Source organism: Alteraurantiacibacter aestuarii, from assembly GCF_039523595.1.
GTDB classification, from domain to species: Bacteria; Pseudomonadota; Alphaproteobacteria; order Sphingomonadales; family Sphingomonadaceae; genus Alteraurantiacibacter; species Alteraurantiacibacter aestuarii.
This window is the reverse complement of record NZ_BAAAFP010000002.1, coordinates 1,130,691-1,152,057: the sequence shown is the minus strand read 5'-3', so window position 1 is coordinate 1,152,057 and position 21,367 is coordinate 1,130,691. Positions and strand designations below refer to the sequence as shown.

Here is a 21,367-nt window from a genome sequence, read left to right as displayed (position 1 = left end):
TTTGCTATCACGCTCTACATAGACAGGCGATGAAAAATCCATCCGTGCCGTGCTGGAACGGGGTGAGCCGGATACCGGCACCGCGTTGTTCGCCTACCGGAAGGTCGGGCGTTGCAGCGGTGAATTCCTTATGTGCAGCCAGGAATTGCTCAATCTGGCGCGAGCCTTCCTCGTCCAGCAGCGAGCATGTGACATAGATCAGCCGCCCGCCCGGCTTCACCAGTCCGGCCGCCAGCGTGATCAGCCTTTGCTGCAAGTCCGTGAGTCGTGTCAGCTCCTGATCGCTCAGCCGCCAGCGCGCTTCTGGCCCGCGGCGCCATGTCCCGGTGCCCGAACAGGGCGCATCCACCAGCACTGCATCGGCCTTGCCCTGCCACGGTGCCAGTTTCTCCATCTCACGGCCCGGATCGAGCAGCAGCGTCTCGGCGATCATCGTCCCTGCCCGCTGGGAACGCGGGGCAAGGCGCGACAGCCTGCCCCGATCGGTATCGGCAGCTATCAACGTTCCCGAATTCTGCATGTCTGCGGCAAGGGCAATGGTCTTGCCCCCGGCCCCGGCGCACAGATCGATCACAGTCTCTCCGGGCTGCGCACCCACGGCGAGGCACGCCAGCTGGCTGCCGCCATCCTGCACCTCGACAAGACCTGTCTGGTAGGCGTCCCACTGTTCCACCTGCGTGCCCGATGGCAGGCGCAGACCACCGGGCGCAGCGATCCGCTCCCCCTCCAGCGGCAGTTCCAGCGCATCGATATCGGTCTTGAGCGTGTTGACGCGCAGGTCCAGCGGCGCGCGGCCGAGCAGCGCGTCGGCCTCTTCACCGGCGATATCGGACGCTGCCAGCCGCGCTTCCAGCCATTCCGGAGCCACACCGCCGCGAGCGGGTGTTTCCCCCTCGCCAATCGCGGGCGGACCATAATTGGACCCATCGAACAATTCGGCCAGCTGGCTGTCCGTCTCCGCCAGTCGCAGCATGGCCGCGCGTCCACTACGCGGCACCGGCCCGCAGGCGCGAATGGCGCCGTACACCAGTTCACGAATGGCGCGGCGGTCCTTGGACCCGGCAAACCGATGGCCACGCGACCATTCGGCCAGCAGCCGGTCTGCCGGAGCGCCCTGCGACCTTGCAGCAGTGATGATCGAATCGAGAATCTCGATTGCGGCCTGAACCCGCGCGGCGGGGGTCATGATTTAACGTGTGGGATAATTGGGTGCCTCACGCGTGATCGAGACATCGTGCACATGGCTTTCGGAAAGGCCCGCATTGGTGATGCGGATGAATTTGCCCTTGTCCTTCAGCTCACCAATGGTGGCAGAGCCGGTGTAGCCCATCGCCGCCTTGATCCCGCCCACCAGCTGGTGAACCACATCGCGCGCCGGGCCCTTGTAAGGCACCTGGCCTTCGATCCCTTCGGGGACCAGCTTCATCTGGTCCTTGATGTCCTGCTGGAAATAACGGTCCGCACTGCCGCGCGCCATCGCGCCCACGCTGCCCATGCCGCGATAGGATTTATAGGCCCGGCCCTGATACAGGAAGGTATCGCCGGGAGCTTCCTCCGTGCCGGCCAGCAGCGATCCGATCATCACCGTGGATGCGCCCGCAGCCAGAGCCTTGGCCGCATCACCGCTGGTGCGCAGGCCGCCATCGGCGATAATCGGAACGCCGCCCGCAGCGCTTGCGGCATCCATGATCGCGGTCAGCTGCGGCACGCCGACACCGGCGACAATGCGCGTGGTGCAGATAGAGCCGGGACCAATGCCCACCTTCACCGCATCCGCGCCGGCACCGATCAGCGCCTTCGTGGCTTCCGCCGTGGCGACATTGCCTGCCACCACCTGGACTGAATTGGACAGTTTCTTCACCCGCTCGACAGCCTGCGCCACCTGCTTGTTGTGGCCATGTGCGGTATCGATGATCACCACGTCGCAGCCCGCCGCCACCAGTGCTTCGGTGCGCTCAAACCCCTTATCACCCACGGTTGTGGCAGCCGCCACGCGCAGGCGGCCCTGCGCATCCTTGGTGGCATCGGGATTGAGCACGGCCTTTTCGATGTCCTTCACCGTAATCAGGCCCACGCAGTGATATTTGTCATCCACCACCAGCAGCTTTTCGATCCGCCGCTGGTGCAGCAGGCGCTGGGCATCTTCAGAGGTAATATCCTCGCTCACCGTCGCCAGGTTCTCCCTGGTCATCAGTTCGCGCACGGGCTGCGCCGGATTGCTGGCAAAGCGCACGTCGCGGTTGGTCAGAATGCCCACCAGCTTGCCTGAAGGATCAACCACGGGAATGCCGCTGATGCGGTTCTGCGTCATCAGCAGCTGTGCATCGCCCAGCGTGGCATCGGGCGTGATGGTGATGGGATTGACCACCATCCCGCTCTCGAACCGCTTCACCCGGCGAACCGCGTCGCACTGCTCTTCAATGGAAAGATTGCGGTGGAGCACGCCGATCCCGCCCAGCTGCGCCATGATGATCGCCATGTCGGCTTCGGTCACGGTATCCATGGCCGCGGAAATGACCGGGATATTGAGCGCAATGTCGCGCGTCAGATATGTCTTGGTGCTGGCCTGAGAAGGCAGGATATCGCTTTCCGCCGGCTTCAGCAGCACGTCGTCAAAAGTAAGGCCGGTCTCGATTTCCATGGGGTGCCACCAAAGCTTGTGTGTTTCGATTCGTGGCGGCCCATGTAACCGCACTATGTGTCATTCGCTAGTGGGCCGGGCCGTTACCGCTGCTGTGGTGCACAATTGCCGCGTATTTCGCGCTCGGCGGGAGCGGTGGACACCCGATCCGGCGATGCCGGTGTGGCAATGCTGGCCGCCCCTTCTATAGGTGTGCAGCGCCAATTCAGGCAAATGAGGCAGACGCATGGCCCGCAAGCACTCCAAACGTGATCCCTATGGCGACCTTGATCGCGAGGAGGATGAGGCACCGGCCAAGGTTGAGCCCTGCTGGCTGTGCGGGCGGCCGACTGGCAAGACCATCGTCTGGCACCATCCCGTGCCCAAGAGCCGGGGCGGGCGCGAAATTGTGCCGATGCACCCGATTTGCCAGCAGACGCTGATCGTCAATTTCACCAATGCCGAATTGCAGCGTCACGGAATGGATGTGCAGGCCCTGCTGGACAATCCGGCCGTGCGCAAATTTGTCGACTGGGTGGCGAAGAAAGACCCCGATTTCAACGCAACCACGGCGAAGAAGCGCCGGTAGATGGGGCCGCTGCCCGGCCCGCCTGATTCCGTCTATTCCGCCGTCCAGCCGCCATCGATGCTCATGTTGGCACCGTTGATATTCTGCGCTGCATCGCCGCACAGGAACAGGACCATGGCAGCCACTTCCTCCACGGTGACGAATTTCTTGGTCGGCTGCTTGGCCAGCAGCACATCGCGCATCACCTGCTCACGCGTCAGGCCGCGGGCGGCCATTGTGTCAGGGATCTGGTTTTCCACCAGCGGGGTCCAGACATAGCCGGGGCTGACGCAATTGGCGGTAATGTTGTGCTCGGCAAGTTCCAGCGCCAGCACCTTGGTCAGTCCGGCAATGCCGTGCTTGGCAGCGACATAGGCGGCCTTGAACGGGCTGGCGACCAGCGAATGCGCGCTGGCAGTGTTGATGATGCGGCCCCACCCCGCGCTCTTCATGTGCGGCACGGCCAGCCGCGCGGTGTGGAACGCGGCAGACAGGTTGAGCGCGATGATCATCTCCCACTTTTCCGGCGGGAATTCGTCCACCGGGGCAACATGCTGCATGCCGGCGTTGTTGACGAGGATATCGACCGGGCCTGCATCGGCCATCAACTGCTCTGCGCCTTGCGTCGTGGTCAGGTCCGCGCCAACGTGGCTCGCGTCCATTTCAGCGCACAGGCTGGCAATCGCGTCAGCGTCACCAAAACCGTTCAGCACAACCGCAGTGCCCTCAGCATGAAGAGCGCGGGCGATGGCCAGGCCAATGCCCGATGTTGAACCGGTGATCAGGGCACGCTTGCCGGTGAGGAACATTCTCGACTCCTTGCAATAACTTGCATTAGGTTTCCCATGAGGCTGCCCTGTTGGTCCAGCCCCATTTCGCACGTGCACAATTTTTTGAGGAAGTTCCATGCGGCTCAACCCCTTCAACCCGGATACAATCAAGGTCAGGCGCGGAGGAGCAGGTGGCGGGCGCGGCGTGCGGGCTGGCGGTCTGGGGTGCGGCGGCATCGTGGTGGTTCTTATCGGCGCGCTGGTGTTTGGCGTGGACCCCGGTCAGATGATCGGCATGGTCGAAGGCACGCAGCAGAGCCTGCCCCAGCGGCAAGGCCCGGCGTCGGGCGGGGCCAGCGCCAGCGAGATCTGCAATGACAACGCCTATGCGCTGGAATCTTGCAACGCGCTGACTTCGCTGGATGAGACCTGGGCACCGCTGTTTCGCGAGGCGAATATTGCCTATGACACGCCCTCGCTCACTTTCATCCAGGGCGGAACGGTCAACACCGCCTGCGGCCAGGCAACCAGCGCCATGGGGCCGTTTTACTGTCCCGGAGACCAGACGATCAACATCGATGTCGGTTTTTATGACCAGATGGCCAGTCAGATGGGAGCCGGAGGCGATTTCGCGCGTTATTATGTCATGGCCCACGAATACGGCCACCATGTGCAGTATATGACGGGGCTGGCGGAGCAGGTGCGCAGTGCGCAGCAAGCAAATCCGCGCGAAGCCAACCAGTTGCAGGTACGCATGGAATTGCAGGCTGATTGCTATGCCGGCGTATGGGCCGGGCGCAATCGCAATCTTATCGAAGCGGGCGACCTTGAAGAAGGCATGCGGGCGGCAAATGCCATTGGCGATGATACGCTGATGCGCGGTGCCGGCCGATCGGTGAATCAGGAAAGCTTCACCCATGGTTCAAGTGCGCAGCGTATGGAATGGCTCAGAAAAGGTATACAAACCGGTGATGAAGACCAATGTGACACATTCGCTGACCTGCGCGGCTAAGCTCGCAGTCCTTGCGCTCGCCGCTTCGGGATTGACGTCGCTGCCCGCCAGCGCGCGGCAGGACGTTACCGACAACACGCCCAGCGTGCGCGACGTGGCGATGACCCCGCTGTCCGATCTCAACCTGAGCAAGGACCCCATCCCTGCCGTGCTGGTGCAGGCCCGCAGTGCCCCCTATTCCAGCTCCGGAATTACCGCTTGCGGCGATATTCGCCGCGAGGTGGCGGATCTGGACGCCGTGCTGGGAGACGATTTCGACACCTCCCCGCCAGACCGGCGCGGCTGGACCCCCACCGGTATCGCCCAGACCGTGGTCGGCATGGTGATCCCCTTCCGCGGGATCATCCGCGAGCTTTCCGGGGCCAACGCGCATGAATATGAATTTCGCGAGGCGATTGCCGCTGGCCTGATGCGGCGCGCCTATCTGAAGGGCAAGGGCCAGGAAATGGGCTGTCCCTATCCCGCCAGCCCCGCATCTGCGGAACTGGTGGCCCGGCTTGACGCTTCCTCGCAAAATTCCGCCAACGAAGCTGCCGCTGTGCCGGCAAGCGCGGATGACGGGACACAATTTGTCTCGCGTCCCGTCATCCAGGGATCCGAATGACCGGGGACCTGGTCATCCGGATCGCCGCTAACTGGAGTTATCAGGGCCGTAGTAATCAGGGCCGAAGCAATCAGGCCCGAGGCAATCAGGCGGTGTAGCCGCCGTCTTCCTCCTCGCAATCGTCGAGGTCTTCGGCGTCCTCAGCCACAGGTGCCCATATCCGGATCTGCGCCGCGGTAGTGCGAACGACCGGTGCCGGGGCCATGACCTTTGAAGGCGAGACACTGTTGCGCACCTGCACCCGCAAAACGGGTTTGGGAACGAATGACACTTCAAGGTCTTCCAGATCGTCCAGTTCGTCTTCCAGCGCATCCAGGATATTTTCCCGCTGCTCCTGCGAAAGACCGGGGTTCTGGGCAATGGCACGCTGCGCCTGGCGCAGGGCGGCGGTCTGGCAGATTATCATCATCTGCCTGCCGTTTGCTCCCTGCCGGTGGCTGACAATCTGATCGCCGTCACAGGCCATTTCGATCTGCGGCACCTTGGTCCGCGCGATCTCCAGCGAACGGCGACTTTCCTCCATCGCCCGCTGGGCACCGACCATTGCCGTCTGAATATGTGCATCCAGACCGTCCAGCTCGGCCATGCTCGCCTCAATTTCGGCGAACATGCGCTCCATTTCCTGTTCGTCGATAAATTCGCTTTCAGAGAACTCGTGGTTGTCGCCAATGCGGCGAATAATGACACGGTGCGGCTGATCCGGATCGATCGACTCAATCGAAGGCGGTGCCGGTGCAACTTGTGCCACCGGAGCCTCTGGCGCCAGAGGAGCAAGCGGCGCCACCGGCGGCACAGGCGGTAGAGGCGCATCCGGCGCTTCGTTCCGGGCATAGCTGATCGATGCGGTCAGCGGCAGGACGGCGAGCGCGGTTGTGGCGATCGCAATGATCCCCAGTTTCTTGCGACCCGAGGGTATGTCGGACATGGTGAGGCTCCTCAAACGGTGGATGATCGATTTCTCGCCCAGCACCGGACAGGCCATGGGAGCCGCCAAAGCGAGGTGCGGACCGGCGGCAAAACCGGCAATCACCTCAGCATAAGCGGCCCTTTCAGACCTTTGCTTGCCCGCAACAACGCGGGCATCGCATGCCGCTTCCTGGTCCCTTCGCATCGCGCGCCAGCCCCACCAGGCGAGAGGATTGAACCAGTGAAGAGCCAACAGCGGCTGCGCCGCAATATTGGCAACGAGATCGTATCCGCGGTGATGCGCCAGCTCGTGAGCTATCGCCAGATCGCGCGCGGAAAGGTCTGGATGAGCCATGAACTGCGGCGGCAGCGCCACCACCTTGTCACTGACCCCAAATGCCACGGGCGAGCTGACCGCCGGCGTTTCTACCAGGCGGACCTTGCCCGCCTCTCCCACCGGCCGTGCATCGGCCAGCAGGTAACGGCGCATGAGCAGATAGTCACGCGCGCGCCAGAGGAGGAATATGGCAGCCCCGCCCAGCCAGATCGGCAGCAGGAAATCGGCCAGTTCGATGCCTGCCGTATAGGCCGGTTCGATCATCTGGCTGCTGGCCACCTCGGGTGTGGCCGACAGAAGCACCACCACCGGTTCTGCCACGGCAGGCGCTTCGGGTGGCGCCATGCTGGCAGGCAGCACAATGGGAGGGAGCAGGAAGCGCAGCAGCGGCAATGCCCACAGCGCATAGGCCACCTGCGGCCCGAAATGGCGTGAAACCGGGCGCCGCAGCAGCAGAATGGCGGCAATCAGCACCCCGGTCGAGACGAGCGTATCGATGAGCCAGTCGGTCATTTGCGCATCTCCCGCAAAAGCCGCTCAATCTCGGCGATATCCTCCTCGCTCAGCGCCTCATTCTCGGCCAGCTGGGCGAACAGCGGCGCGGCGCGGCCGCCGAACAGGCGCTGCACCAGCCGCCGCGATTCGCCGCCGACATAGGCACTGCGTTCCAGCAAGGGAGTGTAGAGGAAGCGCCTGCCATCCGGCTCGGTCGCCAGTGCGCCCTTGGTCACCAGGCGGGACAGCAGGGTCTTGACGGTCGGCATGGACCAGCCCCGTTCATCGCACACGGTCTCGCACACTTCAGCGGCGGTTTGCGGAGAGCGCTTCCACAGCGCCTCCATCACCGCATATTCGGCATCGCTTATGCGATCCCCGCTTGCATCACCATCTGGAGTCCCACCACTGGCAGCCATTCCGCCCTCCCTGAACGATCACGTCTGATCTCGCTGTGATTACACTTGTAATCTGAACTCGCTGTGAATGCAAATCGCACTCTCCGTCACGGCGGGGACACATATCTTTGCGGGCGGTAGGCAGACGCATATTTATCTGTAACCATGCGGGCCCCGACAACGAAAGACACAGCAGAACACGTGAACCAAGGCGATCGCCTCGACATGCTGATGGACGCTGCCCGAGCAGGCGACGATGCGGCCTACCGGGAGTTCCTGGCCGAGGCTTCGCGACGCCTGCGATCCATGCTGGCTCGCAAGATCGGCAGCGATTCAGAGCTGGAAGACCTGGTGCAGGAGAGCCTGATTGCCTGCCATGAGAAGCGCCACACGCTCGACCCGGATCGGCCGGTTGCGCCCTGGCTCCACGCCATTGCGCGCTACAAGCTGATCGACCACTGGCGCAGGCGTGGCCGCAGCCCGCTGGTGCTGGAAGATGCCGACGGGGAAGTGGCGGAGGATGGATTTGCCGGACTGGATGTGGCTGCGCTGCTGGATCAACTGCCCGAAGCGCAGGCACAGGCGATCCGCCTGACCCATCTGGAAGGGCTGACCGGCGCGGAAGCCAGTGCGCGTGCCGGGATCGGCCTTTCCGCCATGAAGCTGCGCGTGCATCGCGGGATGCTGCGCCTGAAGGACCTGATTGCCGAGAAAGAGCAATGAAGACGACTGATGACCTGATTGCCAGCCTTGCCCGCCAGGGTGCGGCGACGATGCCATTCGCGAAACAGCGCTTTGTGTTGCCGCTGCTTGCGGTGAGCGTGCTGTGCGCCGCCGCCATGCTGGCTCTGCTGGGCGCTCCGTTCAGGCCGACGCAGCTTCACGGTATCGGGCCGATGGTGGTGAAATGGGGCTTCTCCCTGCCGCTGGTGACCGGCGCCGTGCTGGCGCTGTATGGACTGGGCCGGCCCGGACGCACGGAACGCGGTCCGCTCACCTTCGTGTGGGTGCCATTCCTTGCCGTGGCGGTGCTGCTGGCGATAGACATTGCCGACCCGTCAGGCTCCTTCCCCGGCCAGACCTGGCGCCAGTGCCTGCTGGCGATGGGCGCGATGAGCCCGCTGGCATTTGCCGGCGCCATCATCGCCGCGCGCTGGCTCGCGCCCACCCAGCTGCGCCGCGCCGGGATGGCTGCGGGCCTGTTTGGCGGCGGCGTGGCGATGAGCGCCTATGCCCCGTTCTGCCCCGAACTGGGGATGATCTACATGGCCGTTTTCTACTGCCTGCCGATCCTCGTCATGGCGGCAATCGGCTGGTTGCTCGGCCCCCGATTGCTGCGCTGGTAAGCGCGGGCGCCGCGCGCTAACACTCGCGCGATGACCAGCAAACTCACCTACCGCGTGCGCAAGCTCTCCGACTGCCAGAACATCGCCGATTTCCGCGAGCTGGCGCGCCGCCGCCTGCCCTTCCCCGTGTTCCATTACATTGATGGCGCGGCGGATGACGAGATCACCAAGGACCGCAACACCGCTGCCTTCGACGATGTCGACCTGGTGCCCGATGTGCTGGCGGGGGTGGACCAGATCGACACCTCCATCACCGTGATGGGCCGCAAGAGCGCGCTGCCGCTGATGCTGTCCCCCACCGCCCTGCAACGCCTGTTCCACTGGCAGGGGGAGCGGGCGGTGGCGGCTGTGGCGGAGAAATTCGGCCTGTGGTTTGGCATCTCCAGCCTCTCCAGCGTGAGTATCGAGGAGGTCGGGGCCAATTATTCCGGCCCCAAGATGCTGCAATACTACTATCACAAGGACAAGGGGCTGAACGCGGCGCTGGTCCAGCGCGCCAAGGCGGCCAATTTCGATGCCATCACGCTGACGGTGGACACCATCGTTTCCGGCAACCGTGAACGCTGCAAGCGCACCGGCTTCCAGACCCCGCCCCGTTTCACGCCCGCCAACGTGCTTTCCTATGCCGCCCACCCGGCCTGGGCGCTCAACTTCCTGTTCCGCGAGAAGTTCGACCTGCCCAACCTGTCCACCCATGTGGCCGCCGGGTCGAACACGTCGATTTCCATCCAGGACTATTTCAACACCATGCTCGACCCGTCGATGGACTGGAAAGCTGCCGAGCAACTGCGCGATGACTGGGGCGGCACCTTCTGCCTCAAGGGGATCATGTCCGTGGCCGATGCCAGGCGCGCGGCGGACATGGGCGTGGACGCGATCATGGTTTCCAACCACGGCGGCAGGCAGCTGGACGGGGGCCGCGCTCCGTTCGACCAGCTGGACGAGATCGTGCAGGCGGTGGGCGGCCGCTGCGAAGTAATCCTGGACGGCGGCGTGCGGCGCGGCAGCCATGTGCTCAAGGCGCTCAGCCTCGGGGCCACGGCGGTCAGCGGCGGGCGGCTGTATCTCTATGCGCTGGCCGCAGCCGGACAGCCGGGGGTCGAACGCGCCATCGGCCTGCTCGAAGCCGAGATCATCCGCGCCATGAAGCTGATGGGCGTGACCCGCGTCGATCAGCTGGGACCGGACCGGATCAGGCGGCGATAACACCGGGGCCGAACCGGCGGGTTGAAGTTTACACAAGTGACACGGTGCAAACCTGCACCAATCCCGCAAAACCCCAGCTTTCCTGCGGGATTGAGACCGATTTTGCAGTGCCGCGCGACACCGCGAAATAAAAAATCTTCTAACACAATCGCGTAATTATATTACGCGAAGGCGAATGCCAGCCTGACGATTTGAAAGAGCCAGCCAAGGCGCTAGCGCGGCAGGCGGCGTGTAGGAAAGCGGGGGGTTTGGGAGTTGGAAGGCCGGCATAATCGCTCGGCTCTCTGGACGGGAATATCTTCCATTGGATGGGAAGCTGTCGTTGCAGGCAATGCACCGCGTGGGGGTGTACGAGTTTCAGCCCCGGGCAGAAGCCGTTACGACTACTTCCGCCTTTTGCCGCCGGACCGCTTGGCAAAGAAGGTCACTCGTCTCATAATCCTCCGCAAACCAGGAATATAAGAGGGACTCGTCGTCCCCGGAGAGGGAAAATCCAGTCATGCGCAAACAGTTTCACCTGTTCCTTTACACTCGCCTCATTCCTGCCTCCGTGCTGCTCGCCATGGGTACGAGCATCGCCGCGCAGGATGGCGCGGATCACGCCAGCATGGCGATGGACGTGGCCGCCCCTTCGGCAATGACGCGGACCGTGAAGTGGTCGGACGCCTCGGCATGGCCCTCAGGCAAGGTGCCCGTGGCTGGCGAGGAAGTGACCATTCCGCGCGGTACCGAGATGATGCTCGACGTCAGCCCGCCCGAACTGCGCGGCCTGACCGTGCAGGGCAAGCTGACCTTTGTCGACGAGCGTGACCTGGCGCTGACCACCGAGTGGATCTACGTCCCCGGCGGCGAACTGCAAATCGGCACCGAGGCCAGTCCTTTCCAGCACAACGCCACCATCACGCTGACCGACAACGTCCAGGGTGAGGATATCAACACCATGGGCGATCGCGGCATCATGATGCTGCGCGGTACGCTCAACATGCACGGCAACCGCGATCACACATGGACCAAGCTGTCGAGCACGGCAGAGGCCGGTGCCACCAGCATTGAAGTGCTCGATGCGTCGGAATGGCGCGCGGGCGACGAGATCGTCCTCGCCTCGACCGACTTCAATCCGCGGCAGGCCGAGCGCCGGACAATCACCCGCGTCAGCGGCAACACGATCAGCTTCGCGGAGCCGCTCGAATACATGCACTTCGGCGAGATTACCTTCGGCGTCGACGAGCGCGGCGAAGTCGCCATGCTGACGCGCAACATCAAGGTGCAGGCGTCGGAAGACGCGGCGGAGAGCTATTTCGGCGGGCACATCATGGCGATGGCCGGATCGAAAGCCTATGTCGAAGGCGTGGAACTCAACCGCATGGGCCAGCACCTGACGCTGGCCCGCTATCCGCTGCACTTCCACGTACTGGGAGAGGGTGCCGGCCAATACATCCGCAACGCATCGATCCACGATACCTTCAACCGCTGCGTGACGGTGCACGGCACCAACAACCTGCGCGTCGAGAACAACGTGACCTTCAACACCGTGGGTCACTGCTTCTTCATGGAAGACGGGATCGAAACCGGCAACGAGTTCATCCGAAACCTGGCAATCCAGACCAAGTGTCATCCGACATTGGACTGCGTGCCCACCAACCTCGCCGCCAATGGGGAGAGAGACCCCAGGGCTGCGGATCCTGCGGCCTACAGGGAAATGAGCTTCCACAGTGGCAACACATTGCTGCCTTCGGACAACACGGTGTCGTCCTTCTGGATCACCAACCCGGACAATAGCTACATCGACAATGTGGCGGCAGGCTCCGATCAGGTCGGTTTCTGGCTGTCCATACCGCAACACCCCAATGGCGCCTTCCTGGGGACGGAAATCTCCGCCAACACCTGGCCGCGCCGCACGGCGCTGCGCGAATTCAGGGGCAACACTGCCCATTCCAACTTCGACGGGTTCCTGATCGACCGGCACATCGACCAGGACAACACGTTCGGGCTGGCCTCCATTCCGTTGCTGCCCTTGGCAGACCCCACCGATCTGGAGAGCGAAGTGAAGGAGACGCACTTCGAGAATTTGACCAGCTACAAGAACCGCAATGGCGGGCTGTGGGGCCGGGGGGATCTCTACGTCTACAGCAATGCCAGATTCGCAGACAATGCCATTGGCATGACGCAGGCCGCTGGCGACATTGGCAGCCTGCCGTTCAGTTCACGACTGGTGGACGCGCTGGTCGTGGGCGAAACCGACAATATCGGCAATCCAGCAACGCCGGAGGAAATCGCCTATGGCCGCAGCCTGCCGAAGCCTTCCATCCCGGATTTCCCCATCCGCGGGTACGAATATTATGATTACCGCGATGATGTGGTGAACACGACATTCGTGAATTTCCAGGACAACGACCAGCGAAAGACAGGCGCGCTGTCCTTCCTGCTGTTCACGAGTGCGGGGCTGAGTACCCGAAGCACCATCAGCGGCGGGGAGTTCATCAACGCCAAGCCGGTCTATTTTCCGACATACGATTCCCGCTTCGATAACGACAACCGCGGCGGCAACGCATATCGGACCCTGTCGTTTCATGACCTGGACGGATCGGTGACCGGCATCCCCGGTTCCCAGGTATTGCTCCACGATGGCGAGAACGACAGCGTCGCCACCGATGACAGCTGCGAGATCCATCCGACCTGGAACGCCGCGGTGTGCACGGGCGATATCGGACGCCTGAACCTTTCGGATGCGAGGGGCGAACTTCCCGCCGCAGTCGATCTGGAGAGCCGCACCGCCCGGTTCGCCCTGCTCTCCTCGCTCAGCCCTAATGCGCCGGACACACCCCTCGTTCAGGCCCAGCGCGCCGCCCTGTTCTCCCGCCGTCCTCCGCAGGCGCCCATCGCGCTTGTTCGCGGTGGCAGGGAATTCAAGATCAACGGCGATCAGAGCACTGTGCGCGCCGGCACCGAGATCGAGGTGAAAACCGCAAGGCCGGAAGTCACTCTCAGTCTGGCTGAAATGGACGCGGGCTCATGGGTCATGTTCGAACTGCCGGGCTTCGCCAGCGCAGCGTCCGGAACGCAGCAGGGCAGCATGGGTGCATTGCGCGCAGCGAATGAGACGTCCTGGTTCAGGGACGGGGATGCCCTGTGGGTCAAGCTGGTGGCCGAAGCTCCGGTCATGGAGGTCATTCGTCCAACGGATCTGCAAGCCAGTATAACGGTCAGCAGGGAAGGGCTCGGCGGCTGACGCAGTGCGTATTCGACATCGAGCCCGAGATAACGAACTGCATTCTCGATCTTCGTATGACCCGGAAGAATCTGGATCGCACGAATGTTACAAGTGGCTCGCTCCAGGCGGCGAAGTGTGAGGCACTAACCCGCTGCCTCTCCCGCTTCATTCCGCCCGGTGCGCGCCTTCTCGCGATAGGTCACGATGAGCCGGAAGATCGCCCAGACGGGGCCGGTAATCGCTGCGGCGACCATCGCCTGGGCAAAGTCTGGCTGGTACAGCAGCAGCGTGTCCAGCGATCCGCCGAACATGTACGGGATCAGGATCAGCAGGACAGCTGCCACCGCGAACATGGCGAAGAGAGGGAACCACAGGCTGAACAGGCCGGAGACACCCGATTTGGCCGCCAGCTTGCGGCGATTGCGCCAGGCCCAGGCGATGCTGGCAAGGAAGAACAGCGGCAGCAGCACGACCATCAGATAGGTCACCTTCGGCCACAGCCGCGCGCCCTCGCCTGCATAGTCGAAGCCCAGCGCCTTGGCGGTGATGGCGTTGCGCAGTTGCAGGTTCTCACCAAAGCCGATCCCGCCATTGGCGTTGACCAGCACGGCCACGCCCTTGCCCTGCGATGGCAGTATGGTGGCCAGCGTCTCTGTTCCCGGTACCAGGCCGCTGTGGCTCGCGGTGCCGGATTCGCCATCGATGAACCAGCCCAGCCCGTAGAATGGCGATGCCTCGCTGGCCGGGTGCAGCATTGCGGCCTTGCTGGCAGCGGTGATGATATCGTCCTCGCCATTCACCATCATGGCGAGGTAGAGCGCAAGGTCGTTTGCGCTGGCAAAGATGCCGCCTGCGGGCGCATTGATCCGCTCTGTCAGGCCCTGACGGAATGGCCGGTGGCCACCAAACCATGGCCGGTGACCCACCGCCATCTCTCCCCTGGGACCTCCATCGGCGACCGAGCTGTTGTCCATGCCGAGCGGCGCCAGAATGTGCGATTCCACGTAAGTGGCGTAATCCTCGCCGCTTGTCTGTTCGATCAGCGCGCCCAGCACCTGGTAATTGGCGTTGGAGTATTCCCACACGGTGCCGGGTTGATGGGCTGGGTTCCACTGCGCGATGCGCGCGGCATAGGCGGCCAGCTCCCCTTCGCCCGCGGCGCTATCGCCGTGCATGGCGTTGCCCTGCACCGTGGAATATCCGCTTGTGTGGCTGAGCAGCTGGCGGATCGTTATGGCTGCTGATGGCTGCCCGCGAAAAGCACCCAGATAAGTGCCCACACCGGCATCCAGATCGATCCGCCCCTGTTCGACCAGTTGCATGATCGCAAGGGCGGTGAAGCTCTTTGAAATCGACCCGATCTGGAAGGGGGTGTCGGGCGTGACCGCTTCGTCGCTGCCCGCAAGCACCGTGCCGCGCGCGCCTGAGGCGATCTCGCCATGATCGACGATGGCATAGGCAACCCCCGGCGCGCCAGACGCGGGCCATTCAGCGTCCACCAGCTGTTCCATGGGCGCGCCCGGCACGCTTGCATGCAGGCTGCCCGTCAACATCAGCGCCAGAAAGGCGAACACAAACCGCATAATTTCCCCCCCCACATCGCAAAACCTAGCACCTCGCTCGGGTTTTACAAATCGGGCGGGCTGAGGTCGCCATGGGGACCAAAGCGAAGCAATCCAGAGCAGCACGGGCCGCCCTGGATCGCTTCATCTCGCTCGCGGTGGCGAGGTGCGGGAGCTAGGCCGCTGCCACCTCGTTATCGCTCCGCCCCACGGCGGACCAGTTCACGCCTCTGGTGGCGTACATGATGCCGGCAAGGGCCACGAACAGCAGCAGTGCGCCGATCAGCAGCGAATATGTCTCCATGTTCAGCAGCACGAACAGCACGGCATACAGGCCCGCCAGCATCGCGCCGACAAAGCCCGCCCTGCGCCATGTGCCCAGCACCGCCGCGCTGTATGCGGTCAGCAGGCCGATCACGGCGCCAGCTGCGATCACGTAGGCCCAGCCGAAGCCGGTCACCTCGGCAAAGGCCAGCAGCAGCACGAAGAACAGCACCAGCCCCGCACCAGTCAGCAGATATTCCGCCGCCGCCACGCGCGCGCCGCCGACAATGTCGAACATCAGGAAGGTGGCGAAGGTGAAGCCGATGAACAGGAAGCCATATTTCACCGCGCGGTCCACCTGGCTGTACAGATCGACCGGATCGGTCAGGCCGATGGTGGCGGCAAGGCTGGTGCCGCCCTCTCCCCGCTCATCGGCTACATCGATGGGAGCCTCCCATCCTGAAGCGACGGGCGGCCCGTCATCCTGATGCGCCACCAGCGCGCGGCCCAGCGCCAGATTGGTGATGCCATCATAATTTGCGGTGAAGCCCGCATCGGTAATCTCGCGGCTATCTGGCAGGAATGATCCGCCAAAGCTGGGATGCGGCCAGCTGGAGGTTACTGTCCATTCTGTCTCCCCCCCGCGCGGAATTACGGAGAGTGACTTGCTGCCGCGAATGCCGAATTCCCATGCCACATTCAGCGGGGCGGAAGCGTCCCACGTCGTGAAGGCCGAAAAGCCCGATCCATTGGTGGCCGCAGGGCCGTTGCCCGGCTGCAACTGCTGGGCCTCCCCGTTCACGCTCACCCGCACATCGTCCTTCAGACCGCGCGGATCGGATACGCCGAACAGCAGCTCCACCTGATCCAGCAGCAGATCACCGGGTTTGACGCCGTAGCGCTCAAGATCATCGGGCATTTCGAAACGCGCGGTGCCCGACATCGCCGAGTCGTAAACCACGGTCTCGTAAATGGCGTAGCCCTTGCGGTCAGGATCGATCTGCGTGGCGATGGACTGGTGGGCGGGAGAGAAGAACAATTCGCGGCGATGACTTGTGGTGGTGGTGCGATCCTCGCCATCGATCGTCTGCGTCCGGGTGACTTCCTGCATCCACGGGACAACCAGCACTGGCCCGGTCACAGTTTGCGCCCCGCCCCATCCCGCGGCGATGGAGGCCTGCGCGGTCTGGGACTGGCTCTCCCGATCATAGACGAGACTGTAGACCATCATCAGCGGGATCATCAGGACAAGGGCGACAAGCCCCGTCAATGCCAGTTTTGCTCCGGGTGATCGTTCCGGACGGTGTTCGGGGCGGTGTTCGGGGTCCATCGGCTTACTCCCTCAAGTTGTGCGATGAACCGTTCTCTGGGCGCGACGAACTGAATTTCAGATGAACTCGCGCGCGCGTGTTGCGTGCGCGCGTAAAGCAGGCATGATCGGCCGATGACGTTGAAACGATTCGCCATTTTCGCCCCGCTGCTGGCGCTCGCCACTCCCGCTCTGGCGCAGGAGGCGGAGGGGCAGGCAACGCCCCCGCCCGCGACCACGCAGGTGGTGCTGGAAACCACCATGGGGGACATCGTCATAGCGCTGGAGACGCAGCGTGCACCGATCACCGCCGCCAATTTCCTGCGCTATGTGGAGGAGGACCGGTTTGACGGCACGGTGTTCTACCGCGCCATGCAGCTCGACTGGGGGGAGCAGCCCAACGGCCTGATCCAGGGCGGCGCGCAGAATGACTGGGACCGCATCCTGGACCCGATCGCGCATGAGCCGACCAGTGAAACCGGCGTGCTGCACACGCGCGGCGCGATCAGCATGGCGATGGGGGAGCCGGGCACCGCCAATGGCGATTTCTCCATCCTGCTGCGCGACCTGCCGCAGCTGAACGCCAACCCCGATGCCGAAGACCCCGCCAGCCGCCCCGGCTTTGCCGCCTTTGGCCATGTGGTCTCAGGCATGGACGTGGTCGAAGCGATCCACGCCGCGCCTATCGATCCCGAAAAGGGCGAAGGATGGATGCTGGGCCAGATGCTGGCCGATCCGGTGGTGATTGTGGATGCGCGGGTGGTGGGCGACAGGCCTTAATCGGTCGTGGTTTCAGGCTCAGCCATGAAGGTGATGGTCACGGAAATGTCCCCCATCAATTCAAGATGATGAGGCCGTTCAGGCGGCACCATGATGACTGCCGGGGCGACCAGATGTTCCGATGTATTGGAACCATCGTCCCAGACGAAATCCAGCTCGCCCTCGCTCAGGCAAAGGCGCGCCCATCGCCCGGGTTTCAAGCGGTGTTCCGCCAACAGGCCGCGCGGGATGGTATCGGCATTGAACGGGCCGATCTCGCGCAGGGCTTGCAGGTTTTCAGGCACCTGGGACGTTCCGAATTCGTCAGACATACGGCAGGTTCCTTCCCTTGCTGGCGCCCGCCATACCTTCACGGCGCATGGCGATTCCGGTGAGCAGACTGTCGGCGATCATGCGGGCGCGGCCTGCGAATATCTTGACCGCCTCCTCCTCAGTGCATTCTTCACGCAGAGTGGCGTAAAACAGATCGAGCCAGTGGCTGAAATGGCGCTCATCCAGAGGCGGCAATTGCTGGTGCCTGACCATCGGATTGCCCGAATATTCGGCGGTGCTGAACAGGATCGAGCGCCAGAACCTGTTCATCTGTTCAAGGTGTTTTGGCCAGTCCTGTATTTTCCCGGTGAAGATCGGACCGAGCAATTCGTCGTCGCGGATCTTGCCATAGAAAGATGCAATCACCCGGCTGACGACCTCATCCGTCAGGCCAATCCGCCCCGCGTCCTCACGCTTCTTCTGGCGAGCAAGCGCCGCGTGGGGATTGGTTTCACCGGTTCTGACAGCCTGCCTGCTCATGCGTCCAACTCGAAAAAGGTGATCTACATGCTTTAATTAAGCCACTTGCCGCTAAAAGCAATATATCATATACCTCTTTTATGCAGCTAAGCCTCCACACCGATTATGCCCTGCGCGTGTTGATGGCGCTGGCCGCAACTGGCGAACAGATGACGATTGATGATGTGGCCGGACGCTATCGCATCTCGCGCAACCATCTGGCCAAGGTCGCACAAAGCCTGCAGGGTCAGGGCCTGATAGAGACCACCCGCGGCCGCACCGGCGGAATGCGCCTCGCCCGCGACCCTGGCGATATCAACGTGGGCGCAGTGGTCCGCAAATTCGAGAGATTCGAAGGGTTTGTGGCGTGCATGGGCGGCCCGCAGGATTGCGTCATAGATGGCGCATGCGGGCTAAAATCACCGCTGGCAGGCGCGCTGCAAGCCTTCCTCACCCACCTCGACGGGTTCACCTTGGCCGATCTGGTCGGCGATCAGAAGAAAGCGCTGCTGGCGAGGATTGGCTGAGAAGATCGACCTAACAGACCGCCATCAATAAACCCGCTTCTTCGGCTTGATGTACTCTGCATCGTCGGTGAGCGTGTATTCGTGGACCGGGCGGTAATCGATCTTCACATCGCCGCCGGTGCCGCCCCAGCCGGTGAACCATGCGGCGGTGTGCTTCATCCATTCCGCATCGTTGCGATCGGGGAAATCCTCATGCGCGTGGGCGCCGCGGCTTTCCTTGCGGTTTTCGGCAGAGGACATGGTGACCACGGCCTGCGCCATCAGATTGTCCAGCTCCATCGTCTCGATCAGATCGCTGTTCCAGATCAGTGAGCGGTCGGTGACGTGGATGTCCTGCATGCGCTTGTTGGTTTCCGCCAGCTGCTTGACACCTTCGGCCATCAGCGCGCTGTCACGGAACACGGCGGCGTGCTTCTGCATGGTCTTCTGCATTTCCGCGCGGACTTCCGCCGTGGGCGAGCCACCCTTGGCAGTGCGGAAATGATCGAGCCGGCCGAGCGCGAAATCGGCGCTGTCCTTGGGCAGTTCCTCCTGAGCCGCACCCGGCTTGAGGATATCGCGCAGGCGGTGGCCGGTTGCGCGGCCAAACACCACCAGATCGATCAGCGAGTTGGAGCCGAGGCGATTGGCGCCATGCACCGAAACGCAGGCCGCCTCGCCCACGGCGAACAGGCCTGGCACCACCGTATCGGGATTGCCGTCTGCGCCAATGGTGACGACTTCGCCGTGATAATTACAGGGGATGCCGCCCATGTTGTAATGCACAGTGGGGGTCACCGGCAGTGGCTGGCGCGTCAGGTCCACGCCGGCGAAGATCTTGCCGCTTTCGGTGATGCCGGGAAGACGCTCTGCCAGCACCGCCGGATCGATATGATCGAGGTGGAGGTAGATGTGGTCCTTTTCTGGCCCGACGCCGCGTCCTTCGCGCATTTCCAGCGCCATGGAGCGGGACACCACATCGCGCGATGCCAGGTCCTTGGCCGACGGGGCATAGCGCTCCATGAAACGCTCGCCTTCGGAATTGGTCAGATAGCCGCCCTCGCCGCGTGCGCCCTCGGTAATCAGCACGCCTGCGCCGTAAATGCCGGTGGGGTGGAACTGTACGAATTCCATGTCCTGCAGGGGCAGACCGGCGCGCAGTACCATGCCGCCGCCGTCGCCGGTGCAGGTATGGGCAGACGTGGCGGTGTAATAGCAGCGGCCATAGCCGCCCGTCGCCAGCACCACGCTTTGCGAGCGGAAGCGGTGGATCGTTCCGTCATCCATGCACATGGCGATCACGCCCACGCACGCGCCATCCTTCATGATCAGGTCGATGGCGAAATATTCGATGAAGAAGTCGGACTGGTACTTCAGGCTCTGCTGATAGAGCGCATGCAGCATGGCATGGCCGGTGCGGTCTGCCGCGGCGCAGGTGCGCTGCACGGGAGGACCCTCACCCATGTTCTGCATGTGGCCGCCAAACGGGCGCTGGTAGATCGTGCCGTTTTCATTGCGGCTGAAGGGAACGCCCGCGTGCTCCAGCTCGTAAACGGCTTCGGGCGCTTCACGCACCATATATTCGATCGCGTCCTGGTCTCCCAGCCAGTCTGACCCCTTCACGGTGTCATACATGTGCCATTGCCAGTGATCGGGCGTGTTGTTGCCCAGCGAAGCGGCAATGCCGCCCTGCGCTGCAACCGTGTGGCTGCGGGTGGGGAAGACCTTGGAGATATTGGCGGTTTTCAGCCCGGCTTCGGCGGCGCCCATGGTGGCGCGCAGGCCGGACCCGCCAGCACCCACCACCACCACATCATAGATATGGTCGATGATCTTGTAGGCGGGCTGTGTGGTGTTATCGGTAGCCATCAGGCAGCAGCTCCAAGGGCAAGGCGGACAATGGCGAACAGGCCAAATGCCGCGCCGGCAAAAGCGAACAGGTTGAGCGCGAGAACCGCGGCGAACTTGGTGCCTGCTTCATGCAGGTAATCCTCTATCAGCACCTGCAATCCCAGACGGGCATGCCAGAAGGTGCTGATCACGAACAAGGCCACCAGCGTGGCCTGCACCGGGCCGGAAATCCAGTCTGTTACCGTGGCGTAGGACAGGTCCGGCAGCAGCACGAAGGCGAACGCCAGATACAGGCCCAGCAGCAAATTACCGGCAGCGGTAAAGCGTTGCAGCAGCCAGTGATGCGCGCCGTGCTTTGCCGAGCCCAGGCCGCGTACCCGGCCAATGGAGGTTCCTTCACCCATTACGATTGCCCCTGTTGACGCTTACAGCCACATCACACCGGCCCAGAAGGCAACGGTGAGGACGATGGCGGTGCCGATCGAAACGATCGAGAAAATGCGATTGATGTCGAGTTCATAGCCTGCGCCCATATCGAGCACGAAATGGCGAATGCCCGAGCACATGTGACTGAAGAATGCCCATGAAATGCCCACCAGCACGATGATGCCGTACCAGCTCATCGCGTGATCGGTGAAAGTCGCATAAGCTTCCGGCCCGCTGGCCAGTGCGCTCAGCCACCACAGCAGGATCGGCAGCCCGACCAGCGCCATGCCATCCCCGGCAACCCGGTGGAGGATGGATACCAGCATATGCGGGCCCCATTTCCAGATCTGCAGATGCGGCGATAAAGGGCGATTGCTCATGTTCTGTCCCATAACCCTGTTTGCTTGCCCCACTTAACGAATGTT

21 protein-coding genes and 1 pseudogene are annotated in these 21,367 nt (G+C 63.0%); 9 read left to right on the top strand and 13 right to left on the bottom strand.

The genetic code is table 11. From position 1 onward, the window contains the following. Window positions 1–7: 7 nt before the first annotated feature. A complete protein-coding gene (locus ABDZ98_RS09170; RefSeq protein ID WP_343806707.1) occupies window positions 8–1,186 on the bottom strand; it encodes an RsmB/NOP family class I SAM-dependent RNA methyltransferase in 1,179 nt (392 codons plus the stop codon). 3 nt (window positions 1,187–1,189) lie between these two features. Further along, complete coding sequence (gene guaB / locus ABDZ98_RS09165; RefSeq protein WP_343806703.1) at window positions 1,190–2,641, bottom strand: IMP dehydrogenase; 1,452 nt, start codon at window positions 2,639–2,641, stop codon at window positions 1,190–1,192. A gap of 226 nt (window positions 2,642–2,867) precedes the next feature. Here guaB and ABDZ98_RS09160 point away from each other — a divergent pair, with 226 nt between their 5' ends. After that, a complete protein-coding gene (locus ABDZ98_RS09160; RefSeq protein WP_343806700.1) occupies window positions 2,868–3,209 on the top strand; it encodes a hypothetical protein in 342 nt (113 codons plus the stop codon). A gap of 32 nt (window positions 3,210–3,241) precedes the next feature. Here ABDZ98_RS09160 and ABDZ98_RS09155 read toward each other — a convergent pair whose 3' ends face one another. Further along, window positions 3,242–3,997, bottom strand: coding sequence for a 3-hydroxybutyrate dehydrogenase (locus ABDZ98_RS09155; protein ID WP_343806697.1), 756 nt, complete (start codon window positions 3,995–3,997; stop codon window positions 3,242–3,244). Window positions 3,998–4,094: 97 nt separating this feature from the next. Between ABDZ98_RS09155 and ypfJ the strand changes: the two genes are divergently transcribed. After that, a complete protein-coding gene (gene ypfJ / locus ABDZ98_RS09150; protein WP_343806694.1) occupies window positions 4,095–4,970 on the top strand; it encodes a KPN_02809 family neutral zinc metallopeptidase in 876 nt (291 codons plus the stop codon). A gap of 31 nt (window positions 4,971–5,001) precedes the next feature. Beyond that, the gene (locus ABDZ98_RS09145) at window positions 5,002–5,574 is read left to right on the top strand and encodes a hypothetical protein (RefSeq protein ID WP_343806691.1); all 573 of its coding nucleotides are present in this window, start codon (window positions 5,002–5,004) and stop codon (window positions 5,572–5,574) included. An 85-nt stretch (window positions 5,575–5,659) separates the two neighbouring features. Here the strand turns inward: ABDZ98_RS09145 and ABDZ98_RS09140 are convergent, their stop codons facing one another. Continuing rightward, a complete protein-coding gene (locus ABDZ98_RS09140; protein WP_343806688.1) occupies window positions 5,660–7,330 on the bottom strand; it encodes a M56 family metallopeptidase in 1,671 nt (556 codons plus the stop codon). Continuing rightward, window positions 7,327–7,731: a BlaI/MecI/CopY family transcriptional regulator gene (locus tag ABDZ98_RS09135; protein WP_343806685.1), complete on the bottom strand. Its 405-nt coding sequence runs from the start codon at window positions 7,729–7,731 to the stop codon at window positions 7,327–7,329. The genes ABDZ98_RS09140 and ABDZ98_RS09135 overlap by 4 nt, the downstream gene beginning before the upstream one ends. A gap of 180 nt (window positions 7,732–7,911) precedes the next feature. On the opposite strand from ABDZ98_RS09135, the gene ABDZ98_RS09130 reads away from it, so the two are divergent. The 4 genes from ABDZ98_RS09130 (at window position 7,912) to ABDZ98_RS09115 (ending at window position 13,491) form a co-directional block, all read left to right on the top strand. Beyond that, window positions 7,912–8,433, top strand: coding sequence for a sigma-70 family RNA polymerase sigma factor (locus ABDZ98_RS09130; RefSeq protein WP_343806682.1), 522 nt, complete (start codon window positions 7,912–7,914; stop codon window positions 8,431–8,433). Further along, the gene (locus ABDZ98_RS09125; protein WP_343806679.1) at window positions 8,430–9,056 is read left to right on the top strand and encodes an NrsF family protein; all 627 of its coding nucleotides are present in this window, start codon (window positions 8,430–8,432) and stop codon (window positions 9,054–9,056) included. The genes ABDZ98_RS09130 and ABDZ98_RS09125 overlap by 4 nt, the downstream gene beginning before the upstream one ends. Window positions 9,057–9,086: 30 nt before the next feature. Beyond that, entirely contained in the window at window positions 9,087–10,262 is a 1,176-nt protein-coding gene (locus ABDZ98_RS09120) for an alpha-hydroxy acid oxidase (RefSeq protein WP_343806676.1), read from the top strand. A gap of 499 nt (window positions 10,263–10,761) precedes the next feature. Next, the gene (locus ABDZ98_RS09115) at window positions 10,762–13,491 is read left to right on the top strand and encodes a G8 domain-containing protein (RefSeq protein WP_343806673.1); all 2,730 of its coding nucleotides are present in this window, start codon (window positions 10,762–10,764) and stop codon (window positions 13,489–13,491) included. Between the two features lie 2 nt (window positions 13,492–13,493). On the opposite strand, the pseudogene ABDZ98_RS09110 reads toward ABDZ98_RS09115, so the two are convergent. From ABDZ98_RS09110 to creD, 3 genes and pseudogenes are all read right to left on the bottom strand, one after another. Continuing rightward, window positions 13,494–13,592: pseudogene (locus ABDZ98_RS09110) on the bottom strand (integrase); the annotation flags it as partial. Between the two features lie 24 nt (window positions 13,593–13,616). Continuing rightward, entirely contained in the window at window positions 13,617–15,056 is a 1,440-nt protein-coding gene (locus ABDZ98_RS09105; protein WP_202385914.1) for a serine hydrolase domain-containing protein, read from the bottom strand. Window positions 15,057–15,210: 154 nt separating this feature from the next. Then, window positions 15,211–16,629, bottom strand: coding sequence for a cell envelope integrity protein CreD (gene creD, locus ABDZ98_RS09100; RefSeq protein WP_160589592.1), 1,419 nt, complete (start codon window positions 16,627–16,629; stop codon window positions 15,211–15,213). A gap of 114 nt (window positions 16,630–16,743) precedes the next feature. On the opposite strand from creD, the gene ABDZ98_RS09095 reads away from it, so the two are divergent. Further along, window positions 16,744–17,388: a peptidylprolyl isomerase gene (locus ABDZ98_RS09095; protein ID WP_160589593.1), complete on the top strand. Its 645-nt coding sequence runs from the start codon at window positions 16,744–16,746 to the stop codon at window positions 17,386–17,388. Here the strand turns inward: ABDZ98_RS09095 and ABDZ98_RS09090 are convergent. Continuing rightward, window positions 17,385–17,699, bottom strand: a complete 315-nt coding sequence (locus ABDZ98_RS09090) for a TehB-like domain-containing protein (RefSeq protein WP_160589594.1) — start codon at window positions 17,697–17,699, stop codon at window positions 17,385–17,387. The genes ABDZ98_RS09095 and ABDZ98_RS09090 overlap by 4 nt on opposite strands. Beyond that, window positions 17,692–18,180: a group III truncated hemoglobin gene (locus ABDZ98_RS09085; protein ID WP_160589595.1), complete on the bottom strand. Its 489-nt coding sequence runs from the start codon at window positions 18,178–18,180 to the stop codon at window positions 17,692–17,694. The genes ABDZ98_RS09090 and ABDZ98_RS09085 overlap by 8 nt, the downstream gene beginning before the upstream one ends. Window positions 18,181–18,260: 80 nt before the next feature. On the opposite strand from ABDZ98_RS09085, the gene ABDZ98_RS09080 reads away from it, so the two are divergent. After that, the gene (locus tag ABDZ98_RS09080; RefSeq protein WP_160589596.1) at window positions 18,261–18,686 is read left to right on the top strand and encodes an RrF2 family transcriptional regulator; all 426 of its coding nucleotides are present in this window, start codon (window positions 18,261–18,263) and stop codon (window positions 18,684–18,686) included. Window positions 18,687–18,710: 24 nt separating this feature from the next. On the opposite strand, the gene sdhA is transcribed toward ABDZ98_RS09080, so the two are convergent. Genes sdhA through sdhC form a run of 3 tightly spaced genes read right to left on the bottom strand, consistent with a single transcriptional unit; the run spans window position 18,711 to window position 21,322 of the window. Beyond that, window positions 18,711–20,534, bottom strand: coding sequence for a succinate dehydrogenase flavoprotein subunit (gene sdhA / locus ABDZ98_RS09075; protein WP_160589597.1), 1,824 nt, complete (start codon window positions 20,532–20,534; stop codon window positions 18,711–18,713). Further along, window positions 20,534–20,920 (bottom strand): succinate dehydrogenase, hydrophobic membrane anchor protein, encoded by a 387-nt coding sequence (gene sdhD / locus ABDZ98_RS09070; RefSeq protein ID WP_160589598.1) that lies wholly within the window; start codon window positions 20,918–20,920, stop codon window positions 20,534–20,536. Before sdhD ends, sdhA begins: the two co-directional genes overlap by 1 nt. Window positions 20,921–20,941: 21 nt before the next feature. Then, on the bottom strand, window positions 20,942–21,322 hold the full coding sequence (sdhC, locus tag ABDZ98_RS09065) for a succinate dehydrogenase, cytochrome b556 subunit (protein WP_237437352.1): 381 nt from the start codon (window positions 21,320–21,322) through the stop codon (window positions 20,942–20,944). Window positions 21,323–21,367: the final 45 nt, after the last annotated feature.

Coding starts and splice junctions, on each gene's coding strand:
- ABDZ98_RS09170 (WP_343806707.1), bottom strand. CDS start 1,186: ATGACCCCCGCCGCGCGGGTTCAGGCCGCAATCGAGATTCTCGATTCG.
- guaB (WP_343806703.1), bottom strand. CDS start 2,641: ATGGAAATCGAGACCGGCCTTACTTTTGACGACGTGCTGCTGAAGCCG.
- ABDZ98_RS09160 (WP_343806700.1), top strand. CDS start 2,868: ATGGCCCGCAAGCACTCCAAACGTGATCCCTATGGCGACCTTGATCGC.
- ABDZ98_RS09155 (WP_343806697.1), bottom strand. CDS start 3,997: ATGTTCCTCACCGGCAAGCGTGCCCTGATCACCGGTTCAACATCGGGC.
- ypfJ (WP_343806694.1), top strand. CDS start 4,095: ATGCGGCTCAACCCCTTCAACCCGGATACAATCAAGGTCAGGCGCGGA.
- ABDZ98_RS09140 (WP_343806688.1), bottom strand. CDS start 7,330: ATGACCGACTGGCTCATCGATACGCTCGTCTCGACCGGGGTGCTGATT.
- ABDZ98_RS09135 (WP_343806685.1), bottom strand. CDS start 7,731: ATGGCTGCCAGTGGTGGGACTCCAGATGGTGATGCAAGCGGGGATCGC.
- ABDZ98_RS09125 (WP_343806679.1), top strand. CDS start 8,430: ATGAAGACGACTGATGACCTGATTGCCAGCCTTGCCCGCCAGGGTGCG.
- ABDZ98_RS09120 (WP_343806676.1), top strand. CDS start 9,087: ATGACCAGCAAACTCACCTACCGCGTGCGCAAGCTCTCCGACTGCCAG.
- ABDZ98_RS09115 (WP_343806673.1), top strand. CDS start 10,762: ATGCGCAAACAGTTTCACCTGTTCCTTTACACTCGCCTCATTCCTGCC.
- ABDZ98_RS09105 (WP_202385914.1), bottom strand. CDS start 15,056: ATGCGGTTTGTGTTCGCCTTTCTGGCGCTGATGTTGACGGGCAGCCTG.
- creD (WP_160589592.1), bottom strand. CDS start 16,629: ATGGACCCCGAACACCGCCCCGAACACCGTCCGGAACGATCACCCGGA.
- ABDZ98_RS09095 (WP_160589593.1), top strand. CDS start 16,744: ATGACGTTGAAACGATTCGCCATTTTCGCCCCGCTGCTGGCGCTCGCC.
- ABDZ98_RS09090 (WP_160589594.1), bottom strand. CDS start 17,699: ATGTCTGACGAATTCGGAACGTCCCAGGTGCCTGAAAACCTGCAAGCC.
- ABDZ98_RS09085 (WP_160589595.1), bottom strand. CDS start 18,180: ATGAGCAGGCAGGCTGTCAGAACCGGTGAAACCAATCCCCACGCGGCG.
- ABDZ98_RS09080 (WP_160589596.1), top strand. CDS start 18,261: ATGCAGCTAAGCCTCCACACCGATTATGCCCTGCGCGTGTTGATGGCG.
- sdhA (WP_160589597.1), bottom strand. CDS start 20,534: ATGGCTACCGATAACACCACACAGCCCGCCTACAAGATCATCGACCAT.
- sdhD (WP_160589598.1), bottom strand. CDS start 20,920: ATGGGTGAAGGAACCTCCATTGGCCGGGTACGCGGCCTGGGCTCGGCA.
- sdhC (WP_237437352.1), bottom strand. CDS start 21,322: ATGAGCAATCGCCCTTTATCGCCGCATCTGCAGATCTGGAAATGGGGC.